Annotated in this window: 16 protein-coding genes; 2 read left to right on the top strand and 14 right to left on the bottom strand. The window is 67.3% G+C overall.

Annotation, left to right across the window (positions count from 1 at the left end; genetic code table 11):
• Genes fliP through VF649_RS12245 form a run of 13 tightly spaced genes read right to left on the bottom strand, consistent with a single transcriptional unit; the run spans position 1 to position 11,789 of the window.
• The gene (fliP, locus tag VF649_RS12305; RefSeq protein ID WP_331012246.1) at positions 1 to 918 is read right to left on the bottom strand and encodes a flagellar type III secretion system pore protein FliP; all 918 of its coding nucleotides are present in this window, start codon (positions 916 to 918) and stop codon (positions 1 to 3) included.
• A 46-nt stretch (positions 919 to 964) separates the two neighbouring features.
• Positions 965 to 1,255: a flagellar biosynthetic protein FliO gene (locus VF649_RS12300; protein ID WP_331012245.1), complete on the bottom strand. Its 291-nt coding sequence runs from the start codon at positions 1,253 to 1,255 to the stop codon at positions 965 to 967.
• Positions 1,252 to 1,548, bottom strand: coding sequence for a flagellar motor switch protein FliN (gene fliN / locus VF649_RS12295; RefSeq protein WP_331012244.1), 297 nt, complete (start codon positions 1,546 to 1,548; stop codon positions 1,252 to 1,254). The genes VF649_RS12300 and fliN overlap by 4 nt, the downstream gene beginning before the upstream one ends.
• A 5-nt stretch (positions 1,549 to 1,553) precedes the next feature.
• The gene (locus VF649_RS12290) at positions 1,554 to 2,501 is read right to left on the bottom strand and encodes a flagellar motor switch protein FliM (protein WP_331012243.1); all 948 of its coding nucleotides are present in this window, start codon (positions 2,499 to 2,501) and stop codon (positions 1,554 to 1,556) included.
• Between the two features lie 12 nt (positions 2,502 to 2,513).
• Positions 2,514 to 3,074, bottom strand: coding sequence for a flagellar basal body-associated FliL family protein (locus VF649_RS12285; protein ID WP_331012242.1), 561 nt, complete (start codon positions 3,072 to 3,074; stop codon positions 2,514 to 2,516).
• Positions 3,075 to 3,087: 13 nt separating this feature from the next.
• Positions 3,088 to 4,926 carry a hypothetical protein gene (locus VF649_RS12280; RefSeq protein ID WP_331012241.1) on the bottom strand — a complete coding sequence of 613 codons (1,839 nt, stop codon included), beginning with the start codon at positions 4,924 to 4,926 and terminating at the stop codon, positions 3,088 to 3,090.
• The gene (locus tag VF649_RS12275; RefSeq protein ID WP_331012240.1) at positions 4,923 to 5,345 is read right to left on the bottom strand and encodes a hypothetical protein; all 423 of its coding nucleotides are present in this window, start codon (positions 5,343 to 5,345) and stop codon (positions 4,923 to 4,925) included. The genes VF649_RS12280 and VF649_RS12275 overlap by 4 nt, the downstream gene beginning before the upstream one ends.
• The gene (locus tag VF649_RS12270) at positions 5,342 to 6,664 is read right to left on the bottom strand and encodes a FliI/YscN family ATPase (RefSeq protein ID WP_331012285.1); all 1,323 of its coding nucleotides are present in this window, start codon (positions 6,662 to 6,664) and stop codon (positions 5,342 to 5,344) included. The genes VF649_RS12275 and VF649_RS12270 overlap by 4 nt, the downstream gene beginning before the upstream one ends.
• 53 nt (positions 6,665 to 6,717) lie before the next feature.
• Positions 6,718 to 7,362 (bottom strand): hypothetical protein, encoded by a 645-nt coding sequence (locus VF649_RS12265; protein ID WP_331012239.1) that lies wholly within the window; start codon positions 7,360 to 7,362, stop codon positions 6,718 to 6,720.
• The gene (gene fliG / locus VF649_RS12260; RefSeq protein WP_331012238.1) at positions 7,355 to 8,374 is read right to left on the bottom strand and encodes a flagellar motor switch protein FliG; all 1,020 of its coding nucleotides are present in this window, start codon (positions 8,372 to 8,374) and stop codon (positions 7,355 to 7,357) included. Before fliG ends, VF649_RS12265 begins: the two co-directional genes overlap by 8 nt.
• Positions 8,367 to 10,145: a flagellar basal-body MS-ring/collar protein FliF gene (gene fliF / locus VF649_RS12255; RefSeq protein WP_331012237.1), complete on the bottom strand. Its 1,779-nt coding sequence runs from the start codon at positions 10,143 to 10,145 to the stop codon at positions 8,367 to 8,369. The genes fliG and fliF overlap by 8 nt, the downstream gene beginning before the upstream one ends.
• Before the next feature lies 1 nt (position 10,146).
• Positions 10,147 to 10,524 (bottom strand): flagellar hook-basal body complex protein FliE, encoded by a 378-nt coding sequence (gene fliE / locus VF649_RS12250; protein WP_331012236.1) that lies wholly within the window; start codon positions 10,522 to 10,524, stop codon positions 10,147 to 10,149.
• On the bottom strand, positions 10,521 to 11,789 hold the full coding sequence (locus tag VF649_RS12245) for a sigma-54 interaction domain-containing protein (RefSeq protein WP_414713676.1): 1,269 nt from the start codon (positions 11,787 to 11,789) through the stop codon (positions 10,521 to 10,523). The genes fliE and VF649_RS12245 overlap by 4 nt, the downstream gene beginning before the upstream one ends.
• A 256-nt stretch (positions 11,790 to 12,045) precedes the next feature.
• Here VF649_RS12245 and VF649_RS12240 point away from each other — a divergent pair, with 256 nt between their 5' ends.
• Complete coding sequence (locus tag VF649_RS12240) at positions 12,046 to 12,879, top strand: flagellin (RefSeq protein WP_331012235.1); 834 nt, start codon at positions 12,046 to 12,048, stop codon at positions 12,877 to 12,879.
• A gap of 197 nt (positions 12,880 to 13,076) precedes the next feature.
• A complete protein-coding gene (locus VF649_RS12235) occupies positions 13,077 to 13,910 on the top strand; it encodes a flagellin (RefSeq protein WP_331012234.1) in 834 nt (277 codons plus the stop codon).
• A 431-nt stretch (positions 13,911 to 14,341) separates the two neighbouring features.
• On the opposite strand, the gene VF649_RS12230 is transcribed toward VF649_RS12235, so the two are convergent.
• Positions 14,342 to 16,696: an HAD family hydrolase gene (locus VF649_RS12230; RefSeq protein WP_331012233.1), complete on the bottom strand. Its 2,355-nt coding sequence runs from the start codon at positions 16,694 to 16,696 to the stop codon at positions 14,342 to 14,344.
• Positions 16,697 to 16,734 lie beyond the last annotated feature (38 nt).

Raw genomic sequence — 16,734 nt, 5'->3', positions numbered from 1 at the left:
TCACCCTGTTCCGAACGAGGCGGCCAACGATCCCATCGTCAGCGCCCAGCCGTCGACCATCACGAACAGCAACAGCTTGAACGGCATCGAGATGATCGAGGGCGACAGCATCATCATGCCCAGCGCCATCAGCGTCGATGCCACCACCAGGTCGATCACCAGGAACGGCAGGAAGATCAGGAATCCGATCTGGAATGCGGTCTTCAGCTCCGACGTCACGAACGCGGGCAACAGGATCGAAAACGGGATGTCGCTCGCCTTGGCGAATGGCGGCGTCTTGGCGAGTTCCGCGAACAGCTTCAGGTCGGTCTGGCGGACCTGCTTCTCCATGAATCCGTGCAGCACGGTCGCGGATCGGTTGACCGCTTCCTCGATCCCGATCTGTCCGGCGCCATAGGGGCGAAACGCATTGGCATTGATCGCATCCACCGCCGGCCGCATCACGAACAGCGACAGGAACAGCGCCAGCCCGACCAGCACCTGGTTGGGCGGCGTCTGCGACAGTCCCAGCGCCTGCCGCAGGATCGACAGCACGATGATGATCCGGGTGAAACTGGTCATCATCAGCACCAGCGACGGCAGGACCGTCAACAGGCTCATCAGGACCAGGATCTGCAGCGAAAGCGACAATGGCCGGCCATTGCCGGCGATCGTGCCCATCGCGCGGTCCAGCGCGCCGGTCTGCGCCGCTCCCGCCGTCAGGCCGGTGCCCGGCGGCACGGGTGCGCCCGTCTGCGCCAACAACGGCGCGGCATAGGCCAGGACGATGGTCAACACGAAGGAGAGCAGCAGCGCCTTGGCCCAGAACGCGGGACCATAGCCCCGAAGCGTCGCGCGCAGCCCCGGCCTGCCAACTGCCGGTCGGGAGGACGAGCGGGTCGGTGCGCCCGCTCCCCGTCCGGTTCGCGGGCCTGTCATGCGCGCGCCCGCCGCTCCCCTACCGCCATCGGGAGCGAGCACCGGATCATGCATCCGCATCGTCCGCTGGCACCAGCAACGGCGCCGGGCCGTCCGCCAGCAAGGTCACACCGTTGCGCGACACGGCGATCAACAGGTGACGCTCGTCGAATTCCACCACCGCCAGCCGCGACGTCGCACCCATCGGCACCGCATCGACCAGCTTCACATAGCGCTCACGTCCGCGCAGGCCGAGCCCCGGCTGCGCCTTGCGCCACAGCCAGAGCGCGCCCACCGCCATGCCCGCCACCAGCGCCAGCATCAGCACCAGGTTGAGGAGATAGCTGATGCCGATCATGTCCGGCGTTCGAGCCCCGCCAGCCGGGCGTCGGTGGCGACCACATCGACCACGCGGATGCCGAACCGGCCGTTCACCGTCACCACCTCGCCCTTGGCGACCAGCGTGCCGTTCACCAGAATGTCCAGCAGCTCATTCGCCTGCCGGTCCAGTTCGACCACGGCGCCTTCGGCCAGATCCAGCAGCTCGGACAGCTTCAGCGACGTCGACCCGACCTCGACCGACAACCGCAACGGGATGTCGGACAGCATCTTGTAGTTCCGGCCCTGAAGACCGCCGCCGACCTCGTCCATCGCACTCACTCGCCAGAGTTCCCGACCTTTTCGATCATCAGGGCCGCCCGCCCTTCGCGTTCGCCGATCGTACCATGGGCGAACCGGCGATTGGCGACAATCAGCGGCGCCTTCGGCGCCAGCGTGATCGGAATGACGTCCCCGACCTTCAGCTGCATCAACTGCGACACCGAAAGCTCCGGACGCGCTAGCACCGAGCGGACCGGCAGGCGAACATTTTCGAGCGCATGCGCCATCCGCCCGCGCCAGTCCGCGTCCGCCGGGCCGGCATCCTCATGCACCTTCGCCGACAATTGCGCCTCATAGGGGCGGATCGCCGCCAGCGAATAGACCAGCGACAGCACCGTCGGCATGTGCCCCGACGGGTTCACCAGAAACGCCTGTACCACCACCGGCTCGTCCGGGCGGACCAGCGTTGCATAATCCGCCTTGGTCTCCCGCCCGCCCAGCGATGGGGACAAGGTGATGACCTCGGACCAGGTTTCGACCAGCTGGTCGATCACCCCGCCGGTCACGCGCGCCAGCATCTGATCTTCGATCGGCGTGAATTCGCGCGCGTTCGGCCGTCCGCCACGGCCGGTCCCGCCATAATAGGTGTCGACCAGCCGCGCCAGGAACTCGGGCTCCAACGCCACCAGGATCCCGGCCTTCATCGGCCGGACCCGGAACAGGCTGATGCTGGTGAACGACGGCAAAGTTTCCTTCCACGCGCCGAACATCACTGTTTCCAGCGGCTGCGGAACGACATCGGTGCGCACCCGCACCAGCGGCTCGACGATCGTGCGGATCCCCCGCGCGATCCGCTCCGCCATCCGCTCCAGTCCCGCCAGCCGGGCTGCCGGTTGGAATGCCTTGCTGCCCAGGGTGAACGGACGCGCCTCCGCGGCCGCCGACCGGGTGGTCGGCTGCGCCTCGTCCGTCAGGAACGGAGACCCTGTGCCCGAGTCCGTCACCTCAGGGCCCCGTCACTGGATGATGAAGCTGGTGAAGTACACGTCGTCGACCCCGCCAAAGCCTTCCTTGCTGATCAGCACATCGTTAACGGCGGATTTCAAAGCTTTCTGCAAGGCTTTTTTGCCCTCCGGGGTCGATATGAAATCAGGATCCTGATCGGCAAGCTTCATCAGCACCGCAGATCGGATCGGGGTGTCGTTGCTCTTGACGGCTTCCAGGACGCGCTCGTCATAATAGGTCGAGATGCCTAGCGCCAGTTGCACGACCGACGCACTGTCGCGCAAATTCGACGTGAACGGCTTCTCGATATCGACATAGCTCGGCTTGTAGTCGTGATGGTCGAAACTGCCCAGACCCTGCGGCCCGCCCGCGTCCTCGTCCGCGGTCACGCCCTCCTTGGGGACCAGTTTCGGATGATCGACCTCATGCTTGGCCTTTTCATGGCCGCCGCCCGACGCCCAGATGCCCGCGCCGACCCCGCCGCCGCCCAGCACGATCGCGCCGACGCCGATCAGGATAAGTTTCTTCTTGCCGGCCTTCTTCGGCTTCTCGGCTGGTGCATCGTCGCTCATCGTTCATCCCCGTTCATGCATAAAGATCGCGTGGTGTCGCGGCCGGCCGGCCGGTACGCGTTCCCGCACCCGTTCCGGTGCCGCGTCCCTGCTGGGTCCAGCCAGGCGCCGTCTGCGCCTGCTGGCCGCTGCCGCGCTGGCCGGGTTGCCCGCCCGTCGACTGGCCCTGCGTGGACTGACCGGACGGCGAATCGTTGCGGTTCGTGGTCCCGCCCTGCGACTGCGCCGGTTCCTCGCGGCGCGGCGGCTCGACGCGCGGCGCCTCGACGGTCGTCTCCGCAATGCGGACACCCACCGCGCGCGCATCGGTCACCAATTGCTGTTGCTGATCGGCGATCAGGCTGCGGGTTGCCGCATCGCCGGACTCCAGCCGGACATGCAGGCCGATCGCGTCGCGCGTCATCTCGACGCCCAGCGACCCCAGCCGATGCGAATCGAGCTTGAAGCTCAGCTTGCCGTCATTCCCGGCGGTCGAAACGATATCCCGCGCGACCTGATCCAGTTCCTGCCCGTGCCGCGCGGCATCGACATGGAACCCGACTGCCGCATCGGGCGAGATCACGCCCGTCCGCACGACATCGTGCACGGCGGCTGGCGTGACCGGCGCGGCGTCGCGCATCGACACCGGCGGCGCGACATCCGCCACCAGCATCGTCGGACCATCGCCCGTGATCGGCGATACGGCCTCGTTGGACCGCCCGGCCTCCCGCCGCTTCGGCTCCCGCACCGCGCCCGGCGTCAGCTCCGCGGCGGATGCGGTCACAGGCGCCGCCGTTGACGTCGATCCTACCGCCTGCGGCAATGCCAGCGCCTGGGCCGGGTTGGCCGTGGCGACCGGCGGAACCTGCGCCAGCAATGCCGAAACATCCTGCATCATCGCCATCGCGGGCGGCATCCCGCCATTCGAGGGCTGCGTCAGCGGTGCAACCACCGCTGCCTGCATGTCGGGGCCCGGAACCGCAACAAAGCCGGGCAGCGATGTGACCTGCTGCACCTGCTGCGGTGGCACCGACGCATTCCGGAGCGGCGCAGCCGACAGCCGCGATTTTACATCGCCACCTTTGGGCAGGGCGCCGTTCGCCATTGCCATCTGCCGCTGGATTGGATCGGCCGCAGGTGCGTGATCGGGCTCGGCCGCCCGCGTGGCAACTGGCGGCGCGGCCGGCATCGGCATCGGCATCGGCGACATCGGCGCGATCGTGGCATCACCTGCCATCGCGGCGTCCGGTGCCGGCGCGGAGTCCTCCTCCGCCTTGCTGGGCTCCGCGGCGGACGCCGCGTCCCGCGGCTCCGTCATGATTGTCGGAATGGCCGCCAGTGCCGTGTGTGGCGTCGGCCGCGCCGCGACCGCACCCGCCTTCAGGCTCTGCTCGACGGGGCCCAATGCGATTTCGGGTTCCGCCGAATCGCGCGCGATGACCGGCAGCTCCGGCACCAGCGCCTTGTTCGCCCGAACGCCAGGCACCGCAGCGACGGGCGGCTGATCCGGAGCAGCAGGCGGTGTCGCCGCAACGTCCTTCACGACGAAGATCGCCGGCGGCGCAGCCGCACGCCGGGCGTGCGGGCCGTGATCCGCGGGCAGCGGCAAAGTCGGTGCCGGAACAGGTGCCGCGATCTCCTCGCCCGGTTTTGCCACGCGCAACGCGGTCGGAACCGCCACCGCCGCCAGCTCCGGCTCCGCCTCTGGCCCTGGCATGATCACCGCTACTGGCGCCGCCGCATCGATCGGGGTCGCGCCGGCCAGCATCGCCCCGAAATCCAGTCCCAAGGCACCCGCGCCGGGTGCGGCGGACGGCATCGCACCGCCCGCAATCGCGGTCTTGGCGCCGGCAACGGGTATTGCGGTCATCATGACAGGGGCCCTTCGCTTCGGCGGCCACCGCGCGCGGCGGCCATGCGGCGCTCGCGGTCCGCATTCCACTCTATCTCCGAGCGCTCCTTAAGACGGAGTGCACTCTCTTCGCGAATTCGGGCCGCCAGCCGCAGCGCGGCCTGTTGCGCGGCATTGGCGCGCGCGCTCACGATCGCATCGGTCAACCCGTCGCGCACGCGCTCCAGCCGCTCGCCCAGCTCGGAAACGCTCGACAACGCCGACCCGAACGTCGTTCCCGGCGTCGGCATCAGGCTCTGGCGCAGGTCGCGCAGCCGTTCGGACGTCGACTCCAGCTGCGCCGCACGCCCTTCCGCTGCCGCCGCGGCGGCTGCCACCTGCAGATGCTGGACCCGGCGCACGCGCACGATCCGCTCACGGCGGCGAATCACCGCCTTCACCGATCAAATCCCGCGATCAGGGTCATGACCGACGTCGGATAATCCACTCGCTCCTTCTGTCCCTGCTTCAGGAACAGCAGGATATCCTCATGCCGCGCGATCGCTTCGTCGACGATCGCATCGCTGCCGGCGCGATACGCGCCCATCAGGATCAGGTCGCGATTTTCCTCATAGACCGACCACAGCCGGCGGAGCCGCATCGCCGCCTGCGCATGATCGTCGGGCACGATGTCCGCCATCACGCGGCTCAACGACCGGCCGACGTCGATCGCCGGGAACACGCCCTGTTCGGCCAGCGACCGCGACAGCACGATATGCCCGTCGACGATCGCGCGCGCCGTATCCACGATCGGATCGTCGACATCGTCACCATCGGCCAGTACGGTATACAGCGCGGTGATCGATCCCCCGGTCCGTGCGCACGCGCCCGCCCGCTCGCACAATCGCGGCACCAATCCCAGGGCGGAGGGCGGATAGCCCTTCATCGTCGGCGGCTCGCCCAGCGACAGCCCGATCTCGCGCTGCGCATGGGCGACGCGCGTCAGGCTGTCGATCAGCAACAGGACCTTCAACCCGCGTTCGCGGAAATATTCGGCGATCGCAGTGGCCCGCATCGCAGCGCGCAGCCGCAGGATCGGCGGATGATCGGCCGGCACCGCCACCACCACGCTCTTGCGGCGGACATCGCCGTTCAGCTTGGTCGCCAGAAAGTCGGAAACTTCGCGACTGCGCTCGCCGACCAGCCCGACGACGATCACATCGGCATCGGCGCCGGCGATCATCTGCCCCATCAGCACCGATTTGCCGACGCCCGATCCCGCCATGATCGCGATCCGCTGTCCGACACCGGCGGTCAGCAGCGCGTTCACGCCGCGCACGCCCATGTCGAACGCCTCCGTCACGCGCCCGCGTTCCAGCGGATTACCTGGCCGTCCGGCCAGCGGCCATTTCTGTGCGGTCGCGACCGGCCCCAGCCCGTCCAGCGGATTGCCGAGCGCATCGACCACCCGGCCGAGCAACCCGTCGCCGACGTCCGCCATTCCGCCTTCGCCGTCCGGTTCGACACGCGCGCCGCACATATGCGGCGCCTCACCGTCCAGCGCGACCATCAGCGTGCGATTGCCCCGAAATCCGACGACTTCGGCGCGGGTGCGCTGGCCATTGGCATCGATCACGCGCGCGCCGCTGCCGATCGGCCGCCGGAACCCGGTCGCCTCCAGCATCATGCCGTCGAACGCGGCCAGCTTGCCGATCCGGCGCGGCCCGTCGCCCGCCAGGTCGATCGCGTCCAGCAGCGCGCCGGCGCGCGTCGCCAGCATCCCCGGCGTCGCGGATCTGGCCGGCGTGAAGCCCTGTTTGCCGATATCGGGCATCAGCCCGCCACTCCCATCCGGTCGAGCAACTGTCCCAGCCGGTCGAGCGCCGCGCCCGGACCGTCCTCGATCCAGCCCTCCACGCCTTCGACCGACACCGAACCCGGCGCGATCGTGGGATCGGCGACCAGTTCGACCGGCAGGGCCGCGCCCGCCAGCCGTTCATAATCGGCCGGATGCACGCACATCCGCGCCGGCGCGGTCTCGTCGGCGATCAGCTCGGCCGCTGCGGTCGCCCGCGCGATCAGACGGGCATCGTCGATCGCCACCTCGCCGACCACCTGCCGCACCAGCCGTTCGACCGTCCGCGCCAGCAGCGCGGCAAGCGGCCCCGCCGGTTCGGGCCGCAACCCGTCCAGCGACTGCGCCAGCCGTGCCACCGCCACGCGTTCGTCCAGGATGGCGCGCTCCAGCATCGCCAGTCCCTCGGCATGGCCGGCCGCAAAGGCCTGGTCGTGAATCGCGGCGGGATCGATGATCGCATCCTCGTCCAGATCGGAACCGAGAGAGTCCAGCTCCTGCGCGGCGGGCACCAGCCCCGCGGGCGTGGGCACTCGGCCCCATGCGGTGAACGTCGCCGGCGGCGCCGCCAGCGATGCGACCCGCGCGGCCTGCGCCCCGATGTCCTGCCAGATCTCAGACAAAGTCGTCGCCCTTTCCACCCAGCATGATCGTTCCTTCCGCGGCCAGCTGGCGCGCGGTCCGCAGGATCACCTTCTGTGCCTCGGTCACATCGGCCAGGCGCATCGGACCGCGTTCCGCGATCTCGTCCTGGATCGACTGTGCCGCGCGGCTCGACATGCAACCGAAGATCTTCTGGCGCAGCGAGGAATCCGCACCCTTCAGCGCGACCACCAGCGTATCGTTCTCGACTCCGCGCAGGATCGCACCCATCGATTTGTCGTCGACGCCCATCAGATCGTCGAAGATGAACATCTCGTCCTCGATCGTGCGCGCCAACGCCTTGTCCAGCTTGGACAGCGCCTTGATCAACCGCTGCTCGGCGGTCGTGCGCGTGCTGTTGACGATCTTGGCCGCCTCCGCCGCGCCGCCGCGCTTGGAACTGCTGCCGCTGGTCGACTTGGCGACCTGCTTGACCAGGATGCGCTCCAGCTCTTCCAGCGCTTCGGTCGATACCTCGCCCAGCGTGGCGATCCGGTACACGATGTCCGCCTGGAACTCCTCGTCCAGCAATTGCAGCACATCGGCCGCAATGCCAGATTCCAGATGCGCCAGCACGACCGCCGCCACCTGCGGATGCTCATGCTCGATCAGCTGCGCGATCGTACGGGCGTCCATCCACTTCAGCGAATCGAGCGACACGACGCGTTGCGGCGGCGTGATCCGTGCCATGACGTTTTCGGCGCGGTCCTGGCCCAGCGCGCGTTCCATCATCCCGCGGATCTGCACGTCCGCTGCAAAGCCCAGCGTCGTGCGGGTCTTGGCGCGGTCGACGAACAGGTCGAGCACCCCGTCGACCTGCCGTTCGCTGACGTCCGCGACCGAGAACATCGCGCCGCCCAGCTGCTGGACCTCGTCGGGTTCCAGCCGGCTCAACACCTCGGCTGCCTCGTCCTCGGCCAGCAACATCAGCAGGATCGCCGCGGCTTCGCTACCACCCTTCAACGACATCGGGTCCGCTTTCTTGTCAGCCATTGGCCCCGACCTCTTCTGCGGCGTCCTGTCGGATCAGGTCGCGCACCACCAGGGCGGCACGCGCCGGATCCTGCTTGACGAAGTTCCGGATCAGATCGGCGCGCGCCGAATAGCTGGGCGCACTTTCGATCATCTCCAGCGTCACCGGCGCCGACAGAGCGCCATTGGCGGCCAGTGCGCTGGCAATCTCGTTGCCCATCGATCCGCTTCCGCCGCCGGACGTGACCGCCGGAACACCGGCCTTGCCTCCGCTCTTTGCGGCATCGCCCTTGGCGGCGGGTGCGGCGGCGGGTGTCGCGCGGCGCTTCAGCAGCGGGCGGGCCACCCCGAACACCACCAGCAGCGCGATCAGCACGGCCGATAGGTTGCGGCTCGCCATCGGGATCCAGCTCGCCTCGTACCAGGGCAGCTTCTCCGCATCGATCGATGCAAAGCTGCGGGACGACAGCGCGATCACATCGCCCCGCCGCTGGTCATAGCCGACCGCCCCCTGCACCAGCTTTTCCAGCGCCGCGATCTCGGCGGGCGACCGCTTGGCGCCCTTCTCATCCTTCAGTGCGACCGCCACCGACAGGCGGCGAACGGTGCCGGCCGGGTTCTTGGTCACGGACACTTCACGGCCCAGCTCGAACGTCCGGTTGTAATTCTCGGTCGTCCGCGCCGCTTCGCCGGTCAGCGCGCCCGCGGCCGCGGTGGTGCCGGCCGCCGGCGGCGCCGCAACGGTCTGGTTCGGTGCGGTGGATACGGTCGCGGCGGACGGCGGCGTGTTCGACAAGGCCCCCGGAATGCCGGAAGCCAGCCCCTGCGGGCCACCCTCCTTGGTCCAGCCGCCTTGCTCCGCCCGCACCGCCTGCAATTCCTTGGGATAGCTTTCCCGCGTCGCCTGCACTTCGGCGAAATCCAGGTCGGCGTGCACTTCGGCGGTGAAGTTGCCGGCACCCACCAGCGGGGTCAGCAACTTGTCAAGCGCATCGGCATAACGCTGCTCGACCTGGTTCTGGATCGCGATCTGCCGGTCGGCGACCTGCGCACCCGGGTCCTGGCCTGCCTTCGACAGCAACCGTCCCGACTGGTCGACGATCGACACCGCGTCGGGGGTCAGCCCGGGAACGGATGATGCGACCAGATTGGCGATCGCCTGCACCTGCGCCTCGGACAGCGACCGGCCACCATTCAGCTTCAGCATCACCGATGCCTGCCCCGGCCTCTGGTCGCGTAGGAAGACGCTCGGCTGCTCCACCGCGATATGCACTTTCGCGGTCTGCACCGCATCGATCGCCTCGATCGTGCGCGCCAGGTCCAGTTCATGCGCCGCGCGCAGCCGCTCGCCCTCGACCGCGCGGCTCGCGCCCAGCGGAAGCGACGCCATCGCGCTTTCCCCATCGGGCGCGCTCTTCGGCAGGCCGGCCTGCGCCAGCAGCATCTTCGCTTCATAATATTTGTCGTCCGGCACGGTCAGTGCGCCGGTGCTGCGATCGATCGTGTACTGGATGCCTGCGGTCTGCAGCGCATCGGCCACCGCCGCCTTGTCCCCGTCGGGCAACCCGCGGAACAGGTCGCGTTGCGGCGCGGCAGAAAAGCTGGACCAGATCAGGAAAGCCAGGCCGATCATCGCGAGCAGGCCGACCGCGGGCATCGCCTTGGCGACCGCGGGCTGGCCCGCAAAGCTGCGGATCCGTTCCAGCACGGACCCGAATCCGCTGGTGGATGGGATGCGTGCGGGCATCGGCATGGTCCGCACGTCGGTGGGGGTGGCGACCAGTTCGCTCATGTCAGACCGGCATGCTCATGATATCCTTGTACGCGGCGAGCAGTTTGTTCCGGACCTGCAACGTGGCCTGGAACCCGACCGATGCCTTTTCGCGCGACAACATGACCGCCGCGATGTCGTTGGTTTCACCGCGGTCGAACGCCTCCGCATCGGTGGCGGACTTCGCCTGCAGGTCGTTGACCTGCCCGATCGCGTCCTTGATCGCCGCACCGAAATCTGCCTTGCCCGACGGCGGAACCGCACCGGCATCCGACCCGGCCACGCCGACGCCCAGCCCGTCCAGGGCATTGCTGCCCGCGGACGCTTTCTGGAGCGCGCTGTTCTGCTGCAGGATGGTGGCCCGCATCTGCAGAAGGGATGAAGCGTCTATGCGGGTCATGCGGCGTTCCTCATGTCAGCAAGGCGGTAGCGGAGGGTACGTTCGGAAATTCCCAGCAGGCGCGCGGTCTGCAACCGGTGTCCGCCGGTCTGGACCAGCGCCTCCTCGATCGCCTGCGCCCGGATCGTACGGGTCAGGTCGGACAGGCGCGTCACCGCTGCCCCGCCGATCGGCACCACCGGATCTGCCGCAACGGTGGCGACCGGCATGATCGCGGGGACCACCGCGGTGTCCAGCGTCAGGTCACCCGCGTCCAGCCGGTCGCCGGTACGCAGCAGCAGCGCGCGCTGGATCACATTTTCCAGCTCGCGGACGTTGCCGGGCCAGTCATGGGCCATCATCCGGTCGAGCGCGGCCTGCGTCGGCCACGGAAACAGGTCGTCCGTGCGCACATGGCGCAGCATCAGCGCCGCCGCGATCGCGCGGATGTCCAGCCGCCGCTGTCCCAGCGGACGCAGGGTCAGCGGCATCACGTTCAGGCGCCAGTATAGATCGGCCCGGAACCGGCCCGCCGCCACTTCGGTGGCCAGGTCGCGGTTGGCCGCGGCCACGATCCGCACGTCGATCGCGATCGGGCGCGTGCCGCCGACCGGCAACACCTCGCGCTCCTGGATCGCGCGCAGCAGCTTCGCCTGCAACGCCAGCGGCAGTTCCGCGATCTCGTCCAGCATCAGCGTGCCGCCCTCAGCCGCGCGGAACAGGCCCTCGCCCGCCGCGCCGGCGCCGGTGAAGCTGCCCTTCTGGTGGCCGAACAACATCGCTTCCAGCATCGTCTCCGGCAGCGCCGCGCAATTGACGGCGACGAACGGGCCGTCCCGCCGTGCGGAACGATCATGCAGGTAACGGGACAGTCCTTCCTTGCCGGTTCCGGTTTCGCCCAGCACCAGCACGGTCGCATCGCTTGCGGCAATCCGCGCGGCCAGCGTCAGGAAAGCGGCGCTGTCGGGCTCGCCACAGGCCGGGCGCAGGGCCGGGCGCAACAGCTCGGCGATCAGCGCATGGCCGAATGCCATGTCGTCGAAACCGAACCGCACCCGGGCCGGCATGCCGCCGCGCGCACGGTCCAGTACCGGCACGCCGTCGGCCAGCTCGATCAGGATGTCACGGTGCGTGGCCCATGCCTGTTCGCTGGTATGCAGCACGGCGATGTCGGCGCGATCGCGCGCCACCGCGGCATCCTGTACGCGGCACCCGATGCCGGCGCCGGCCAGCCAGGCGGCCAGTGCCGGGGCTTCCTGTGCGGCCTTGGTGGAAATGGTGGTCACGGTCGTGGTCCCCTCTGATCCCGACTCAAGTACCGCTGTCTTGGTTAATGCATGGTAAAACCCACGCCTCACCCTTTGGTACGGGCCTGCGCCCGGCGGCGCGCGAACGGCGGGGGACTGGAAAACTTTAGGCGCCACCCCCCGAAACTATTCTGCTGAAACGCGGTAAAGACCCGCCTGCCCGCGCCGTTACCCGGTTTGTGGCTGACGAAGAGTGCTTCACCAGCCGGTAGCTTCAAAATGGGAAGGGACTTTCATGGCCGTCATCAACACCAACACCGGTGCTCTCCGTGCACAGAATGCCTCGCGTCTCGGTGCCGCAATGCAGGCGACCGCGACCGAGCGCCTGTCGACCGGCAAGCGCATCAACTCCGCCAAGGACGACGCCGCCGGCCTCGCCATCGCCAACTCGATGACGTCGCAGATCCGCGGCATGAACCAGGGCATCCGCAACGCCAACGACGGCATCTCGCTCGCCCAGACCGCCGACGGCGCGCTGGCCGAAGTCACCAACGTGATGCAGCGCATCCGTGAACTCGCCATTCAGTCGAAGAGCGGCACCTATTCCGACGACGACCGCGAGAACATCCAGTCCGAAGTGACCGAGCTGGCGGCGCAGGCCAAGTCGATCGTGCAGGACGCGAAGTTCAACGGTGTCGCCCTGTTCAACTCGGGCAGCGCGGCCAGCTCCTCCAGCGACGCCTTCACAATCCAGGTCGGCGCCAACTCGGGTGACACGGTTGCGATCTCGCAGGCTCAGGTCGACGTGACCAGCTTCGACTCCTCGGGCATGGACGTCACCGATGTCGACGGCGCTTCCGCGACGCTCGAAGCAGTCGACGACGCAATGGCGCAGATCAACACCGCCCGCGCCGGGCTCGGTGCATCGCAGAGCCGCCTGGAATCGATCGTCAACGTGCAGTCGTCGAACGTGACCAACCTGTCCGACGCCCGCAGCCGGATCGAGGACACGGATTACTCCACCGAATCGACGAACCTGGCGAAGGCGGGCATCCTGGCACAGGCATCCACCGCGATGCTGGCCCAGGCGAACCAGTCGCAGCAGGGTGTTCTGAGCCTCCTGCGCTAAACACTTCACCCTAGGGTGGCTGCAAGGCCCCGGCGTCCCTTCCGACGCCGGGGCCTTCGTGCGTCTTCGGCCCGCGCGTGAAGAGCGGATGGTAAAACCGTTATTAAGCGCATTCGGCCAGTTGTTGTTAACCATTTGATAGGAGCCGCGGGTGCAAGGAAGACCAGTGTAGTTCAGAGAGGAAGGACTCGAACATCATGTCTGTCATCAATACCAATTCCGCGGCGCTTCGAGCGCAGAACGCCTCGCGCATGGCGACTGCCATGAACGCGATCGCCACCGAACGCCTGTCGACCGGCAAGCGCATCAACTCCGCCAAGGACGACGCAGCCGGCCTCGCCATCACCAATTCGATGACGTCGCAGATCCGCGGCATGAACCAGGGCATCCGTAACGCCAACGACGGCATCTCGCTCGCGCAGACCGCCGACGGGTCGCTCGGCGAAGTCACCAATGTTCTCCAGCGCATCCGCGAACTGGCCGTGCAGTCGAAGAGCGGTACATACTCCGACGACGACCGCGCCAACATCCAGGCCGAAGTCACCGAACTGGCAGCACAGGCAAAGGCGATCATCACCGACGCCAAGTTCAACGGCGTCGCGCTGTTCAACTCGGGCAGCACGGCCAGCTCGTCGAGCGAGGCGTTCACCATCCAGGTCGGCGCCAATTCGGGCGACACGGTCGCGATTTCCAAGCCGCAGGTCGATGTCGCCGACTTCGATGCTTCGGGCATGGATGTCACCAGCGGCTCCGCTGCCGCGGACACGTTCACGAATGTCGACAATGCGCTGGCGCAGCTCGCCACCGCGCGCTCCAGCCTCGGTGCGTCGCAGAGCCGCCTCGAAACCATCGTCAACGTCCAGTCGTCGAACGTCACCAACCTGTCCGACGCGCGCAGCCGGATCGAAGACACCGACTATTCGACCGAAACCACGGCGCTGGCCAAGGCCGGCATCCTGGCACAGGCCTCGACCGCGATGCTTGCGCAGGCGAACCAGTCGCAGCAGGGTGTCCTGAAACTGCTCGGCTGATCCTGATACCCTCTCCGAAGACCATCATCCCGGCGTCGAATCCTCGACGCCGGGATTTTCGTGCGCCGCGGACATGCCATTCCGCGACCTGAAACAACCAATCCAAAGCTGATCCCTCCATCCCGATCGCCTGCTCGCGATCCGCATGACGGGAAGAACGCCCGACGCCCTGAGATCGGATCACTCTGCCGCCGTTCGGTTCGAGCCTGTCGAGAACCGCCCGCACCTTCCCGACAGGCTCCGACCAAACGGACCGGCGTGCAATCGATCGACGTCCTGTCGGCGGACGCGGGCGATGGACGGTTCAGGTCGCGCGCTTGTTGGCCCGGCCGCGATGCCGGCTTCAGACTACCGCACATGAAAAAGACCGTCCGCATCGCTGCGGACGGTCTTCGATGACCCGGTAGGCAGACCGCTTAACGGCCCGCGCGTCAGGCCGCCTTCTGCAGTGCCACGCCGCTGCGATGCACGATCGGGCGGAACACCACCACCAACAGCTGCGGACGCAAGTGCTGCCCTTTGGGCGGTTCGACGAACATCAACCCCGTCTCGTCGCATCGGAACACCTTGTCCGATACGGGCGTCATCGCATCGTAGACAGGGATCCGGGACGTCGGCCTTGCCCCTTTCGCGCCGAACGACTGCAGGTCGAACACACTCACCTCGTCGATCTGCACCATTTCGAACAGCGTCCCGAACTGGATCGCCGCGGAGAAACGCGCGGCGCCGATCGGCACCGACATCATGTAATAGCCGTCATGGGTCGGGTGTGCGCCGAACCCGGTCACCGCGTCGGTCGCGCCATCGGTCAGGATGGTGGGAATCTGGATCTCGCCCGTCTGGAAATCCGATCCGCGCAGGTCGAGGCCGAACCGGCTGATGTTGAAGAACGCCATGTTCAGCGGGATGCCCTGCGGCTGCAGCTCCGCCGAAAGGTACATGCGGTTGGCATCCTTCAGATACTGCATGCCACGGCGGCGCAGACCATCGGCGGACAGTTCGGTGTCCACCATCTTGATCATGTCCTTCACGCCCAGGTTGACGTCCTGATCGAAGGTCCGGAACAACTCGACTTCCTCGTTCGACGGCAGGAACAGCAGCCGCGCGAGGATCGCGACCGCCATCTGGCGGCGTCCATCCTCGTCGTCGGAGGCCGGCGGCCGATACATGCCCGCACGCGCGGTCTTCACATAATCGATGCAACCCGCCTGAACCGCGTCCCGTGTCGCCGCCTGTGAATCCTTGATCGAGAACACATCGCGGATCGGATCGCCGGCCGGTGTATAGTCGATCACCGATCCTTGCGCGACCGTCGCCAGCTGCTCCACGACCGCGATCGCTAGGCTCAGCGCATGCAGAGCGCGATAATCATAATGCCGCGTATCGAAATAGCCGCGCTTGTCGTGGCCGGTCGTCTCCTGTTCGCGCAGCAACAGGTAGCGCCCGGCTACCGTCAGGCCCATGCGCGCCTCCAGCACCGGCTGGATCATGTTCTGCACCGATCCGTTGTAACCCAGATCCACCAGCATGACCGCGTCGCCATCCTCGACACCGCGCGAACGGAAATGCGCTTCCAGCCGATCGGCATAGGCTTTCGACCGGGTCACGATCCGCGCGCGGATCGGCGGAGCCAGCACGGCACGCTTGAAATCCAGATGATCGCCCTTGCCTTTCAGCTTGGCGACTTCGGCGTCGGTCAACAACAGCGCACGGCCGACCGTATCCTCGCGGCGATGCAGCGCGCGGATGATATAGCGATCGACGGCCTCATGATCGAAGAAGCTGGAACGGGTCGAGGTCAGCCGGCTGACCTCGACCGCGACGCCCTCCCCGCCCATCGCCTGCAACACCCTCATGGGCAGATAGCCGTCCCGCATCAGGAACAGGATCTTGACCGGCTTGCCGGCCGCTTCCTCCATGCGCGCGGCCTCGGCCCGGATCCATTCCAGGAAACCATGCATGATCGGTCCGATCACGTCATGACCCGTCGTCCATTCCTGCGTTCCCGCGGTGCGCAGCGCCAGTGCGACACGGTGCGGCTGCAAGGCCGGCACATCGGTTCTGACTCTATGGTCCAGCATCGTCGCCATCGACGCTTCCAGCCGCAAGCGATGCTGCACCGCCGAGTCGAACTGCCGCAGATGCACCGTCGACACGCCCAGCTGGGACGGCGCCCGCTGATCGGCACCATGATTGTCGCCGACGTGCAAAATGGTGTCCGGAGCCACGCCCAACGCCTTCAGCACCGGCTTGAACAGCCCGGCGCCCTTGCTCATGCCATATTCGGACGAGGCAAAGATCCGGTCGATCGCATCCGCGACCTCCTGCCCGGCGGCGCGCGCGATCAACGTGCGCAGCTGTTCGGCGCTCAGATAGGTATCGCTGATGATGATCACGTCCAGTCCGCGCGCCTTGGCCGCGCGGATCAGGGCGACGGCCGGTTCGAACCCGAAACAATGCCGGGCCTCGGCGTCCAGTTCATGCTGCACGGCGGCCGCGACGGTTTCCGGCGATGCTCCTGGCAACAGCTTCTGGTAGATCTGCTCGATCGACACCTCGGCCTTGCCGGTGACGAACCCCTTCGTCCGCCGCGCCAGTGCCTCCGCGGTCGTCCGCGGCTCGCGCGCGCCGCCTGCGAACGGGATGTCGGCGAATACGTCACCCGGCTGATGCGTGTTCCGCCACAGCAACGTATCGAAGCAATCCAGAGACAGGATCCGGGTCTGCTCGGGCATCCTATCGAGCAACGTCGCCAGTTCGCTCCCACATACCGATATTTTCATCATGATCCGGCTCCCGCCTCAGCTGTTCTTTTCGATTGTTC

The organism is Sphingomonas sp. (assembly GCF_036387535.1).
Lineage (GTDB): Bacteria > Pseudomonadota > Alphaproteobacteria > Sphingomonadales > Sphingomonadaceae > Sphingomonas_R.
This window is presented reverse-complemented; position numbering and strand designations above follow the sequence as displayed.